The sequence below is a fragment of the Sphingomonas sp. genome, assembly GCF_051962185.1.
GTDB lineage: Bacteria > Pseudomonadota > Alphaproteobacteria > Sphingomonadales > Sphingomonadaceae > Sphingomonas.
On the sequence record NZ_JBQCCN010000338.1, the window covers coordinates 1 to 3,317 of the forward strand.

5 protein-coding genes are annotated in these 3,317 nt (G+C 64.8%); 3 read left to right on the plus strand and 2 right to left on the minus strand.

Features of this window, described 5'->3' with window-relative positions; all coding sequences use genetic code 11:
- On the minus strand, positions 1–306 hold a 306-nt coding region (locus ACTHJR_RS20615), incomplete at its 3' end, for a Clp protease N-terminal domain-containing protein (protein ID WP_440525297.1).
- Between the two features lie 152 nt (positions 307–458).
- Positions 459–653, minus strand: coding sequence for a DUF1192 domain-containing protein (locus ACTHJR_RS20620; RefSeq protein ID WP_440525298.1), 195 nt, complete (start codon positions 651–653; stop codon positions 459–461).
- 70 nt (positions 654–723) lie between these two features.
- Here ACTHJR_RS20620 and ACTHJR_RS20625 point away from each other — a divergent pair, with 70 nt between their 5' ends.
- The 3 genes from ACTHJR_RS20625 (at position 724) to ACTHJR_RS20635 (ending at position 3,093) form a co-directional block, all read left to right on the plus strand.
- Positions 724–1,725 carry an NAD(P)H-quinone oxidoreductase gene (locus ACTHJR_RS20625; RefSeq protein WP_440525299.1) on the plus strand — a complete coding sequence of 334 codons (1,002 nt, stop codon included), beginning with the start codon at positions 724–726 and terminating at the stop codon, positions 1,723–1,725.
- Between the two features lie 20 nt (positions 1,726–1,745).
- Complete coding sequence (locus ACTHJR_RS20630; protein ID WP_440525300.1) at positions 1,746–2,369, plus strand: hypothetical protein; 624 nt, start codon at positions 1,746–1,748, stop codon at positions 2,367–2,369.
- Positions 2,370–2,475: 106 nt separating this feature from the next.
- Positions 2,476–3,093, plus strand: a complete 618-nt coding sequence (locus tag ACTHJR_RS20635) for a glutathione S-transferase family protein (protein ID WP_440525301.1) — start codon at positions 2,476–2,478, stop codon at positions 3,091–3,093.
- Positions 3,094–3,317: the final 224 nt, after the last annotated feature.

Below are 3,317 nucleotides of genomic sequence, written 5' to 3' on the forward strand. Positions count from 1 at the left end.
GTCGCGGCCCGACGACTGGACGTGCAGGATCGCGCGCTGGACGACGCGCTGGAACCCGCTGGTCGGCGACGGATCGGTCGCCTTGTCGACCTTGAGCGCGTCGAGCTCGGTGTCGAGATAATTGGCGACGGTCATCTTGAGCTCGTCGAGGTCGACGCCGCACGACGACATCACCTTGGACGCATGTTCGTCGTCGACCAGCGCGAGCAGCAGGTGTTCGAGCGTCGCATATTCGTGGCGGCGCGACGACGCGGCTTCGAGCGCCTTGTGGAGGGTGGTTTCGAGCGCGGAGGCGAAACTCGGCATTAGTCAGTTACTCCTGTCGGGCCGCATGGGACGCGCGACCCTTTTCCCATATGTCGGGTGGGGAGGGCCCCGCATCAAGCGCTGGCCGGTCCGCATCGTCATGTCGGGAATTCCCCTGAGGGATGTGCCCGGCGCGAAGATGCGGTTCGCGCTCATCGCTTGAATAGAGCGTCGGCGCTTGCGCGATGGTTAACGGCGCGTTGCATATGTTGGCGGACGCGCGCGATCTCGCCTTCCAGGAGGGCGATCCGCCCTTCCAGCTCGCCTACCGAGAGCGGATCGAGGTCCTGTTTGACCAGGAGCGCGATCGGATCGCCGGGGCGCGGAAGATTCTCTTCGGAATCCATGGCGCTGAACGTTGACCCTGGGCCGGGGGATGTCAATAACTGGTCGGGGGCTTCCGGTGAAAGGGTGCGAATGGGCGCGATACCGACCGTGATGCGGGCGATCGATCCGGAGCAGCCGGGCGGCCCCGAGGTGTTGCGAGTCGTCGAGCGCCCGGTGCCGGTGCCGGGCGAGGGCGAGGTGCTGATCCAAGTCGCCGCCGCCGGGATCAACCGGCCCGAGGTCATGCAACGCCAGGGCCTTTATCCGCCGCCGCCGGGCGCCCCGTCGATTCCCGGGCTGGAAGTCGCGGGGATGATCGTCGCGACCGGTCCCGGCACCGAGCGCGACCTGGTCGGCCAGCCGGTCTGCGCGCTGGTCGCGGGCGGCGGCTATGCGCAATATGCGGTGGCGCCGTACGGCCAATGCCTGCCGGTGCCCGAGGCGCTGAGCATGGTCGAGGCGGCGGCGATGCCCGAGACCTTGTTCACCGTGTGGACCAATCTGTTCGAACGCGGCTACGCGGCGGAAGGCGACACGGTGCTGGTCCATGGCGGGACCAGCGGAATCGGCACGATGGCGATCCGGCTGTGCAACACGTTCGGTGTGACGGTCATCGTGACCGCGGGATCGGACGCGAAATGCGAGGCCGCGCGCAAGGTCGGCGCGGACCGCGCGATCAATTACAGGACCGAAGATTTCGTCGAGCGGGTGAAAGCGATCACCGGTGGCAAGGGCGTCGCGGTGGTGCTCGACATGGTCGGCGGCGATTATGTCCCGCGCAACCTGCAATGCCTGGGCGAGGATGGCCGCCACGTGTCGATCGCGGTCCAGGGCGGAGCACAGGCGACCGTTCCGCTGTTCGAGATCATGCGGCGTCGGCTGATCCTGACCGGATCGACGCTGCGCCCGCGCTCGGTCGAGTTCAAGACCGCGGTCGCCGACGAACTCGCGCGCACGGTCTGGCCGCATGTCGCGGCGGGGACACTCAAGCCGGTGGTCGACACCGTGTTCGCCTTCGACCAGGCGCCCGATGCTCATCGGCTGATGGAATCGGGCGATCATGTTGGAAAGATCGTGCTCAACATCGGGTAGAGCGAACCAAGGGGGGACAGATGAGCGATTGGGACGATCCGAGCGTACCGCTCGAGCCGCGAAAGATCCGGCACGACGCCTTGCTTGTCGTGGCGCTGTTGATCTTCATCGGCACGCAATTCGTGTCCGATCGCCCGATCGGTTTCGTCAATCGGCCGATCGTCGTGGATGTCGCTCCGCTGCCGCCGAAGGCGGATCGCGACCGCTACGCGACGTATATTTCCGCCGGATCGTATATGATCCCGAAGCTCAAGCGGCCGAACGCACTCAATGCCGCGCGTGCGGTATCGCGGTTGCTGTCCGGCGGCGTGGAACCGAGCTACGCGCGGCCCGCTGTCCGGCTCGGCTATTCCGCACGGGAAATCGACGCCTTCGGCATGCCGTTCTTCGCTTACAAAGAGGCGGGCTATGTCCTCTATTTCGACGACTGGGAGAGCGACGATCCCTATATGATGGCGTCGCCCGTGGGCGATGAAGGACTGGGCGTGCTGCGCAAGGAACTCGGCGTAGATATCGGCCGCGGCTGGATCTTTCCGTTCTGGGCGTATTTCTGGGGCTGGGTGCCGTTATTGCTAGGCGGCGCCTGGGGCTGGTTGCAATATCGGCGGCGCGAACGTCGCCGTGCCGCGCTGGGCATCATCTGAAGGCGGATTCCATAAGAGCAGCTGATCACTGCCGGAGCGTTTTCGGTTGGACTCGAGCGCGCGCCCGCGCTTTTGCTCGCCGCCGTCAATCCAGAGAGGGAGCGCGATGGCCAATCTGATCCTGCACGAATATGCCGCCTCGGGAAATTGCTACAAGATCCGGTTGACCGCGGCGCATCTCGGCATCGCGCTCAAGCGGCGCGAGTACGACATCATGAATGGGGAGACGCGGTCCGAGGCGTTCCTGACCGGCGTCAACGCCAATGGCCGCATCCCGGTGCTCCAGGTCGGCGACGATTTCCTGCCCGAGAGTAGTGCCGCCTGCTTCTACCTCGCCGATGGCTCCGGCCTGATCCCGGCCGACCGGTTCGACCGCGCCGACATGCTGCGCTGGATGTTCTGGGAACAATATAATCACGAACCCAACATCGCGACGATCCGCTTCTGGACGGGGTTGGTCGGCACGGACAATCTGAGCGACGTCCAGCGTGCCCAATTGCCGCTCAAGCGCGCCGCGGGCGATGCGGCGCTGACGCTGATGGACGAGCATCTGGCCCGCACGCCGTTCTTCGCCGGCGGGCGCTTCACCCTCGCCGACATCGCGCTCTATGCCTACACGCATGTCTGCGAGGAAGGCGGCTTCGAGCTGCATCGCTATCCGTCGGTCCAGGCATGGCTCGATCGGGTCGCCGCATTGCCGGGGCATATCGCCATCACCGATTGAATCTTCGGTGCTTTTAAAGATGTCGAGATTCTGATTGTAACAAAACATCGCCATAGGCCCTGAAACGTCATCCGCCGGGGCCCATGACGCATGAATGAAATGACGAAATTGTTACAGGACGGCAGTATCGCCGACCTGACGGACTTCGCGAATTCGTCGCCGACGATTCCGGAGCGCGCGACGCATAGCCGGCGTCAGTACCGCACCATCTGGATCAGCGATGT

Bases quoted from the DNA above. Each gene is read 5' to 3' on its own strand.
- ACTHJR_RS20620 (WP_440525298.1), bottom strand. From the start codon at position 653: ATGGATTCCGAAGAGAATCTTCCGCGCCCCGGCGATCCGATCGCGCTC.
- ACTHJR_RS20625 (WP_440525299.1), top strand. From the start codon at position 724: ATGGGCGCGATACCGACCGTGATGCGGGCGATCGATCCGGAGCAGCCG.
- ACTHJR_RS20630 (WP_440525300.1), top strand. From the start codon at position 1,746: ATGAGCGATTGGGACGATCCGAGCGTACCGCTCGAGCCGCGAAAGATC.
- ACTHJR_RS20635 (WP_440525301.1), top strand. From the start codon at position 2,476: ATGGCCAATCTGATCCTGCACGAATATGCCGCCTCGGGAAATTGCTAC.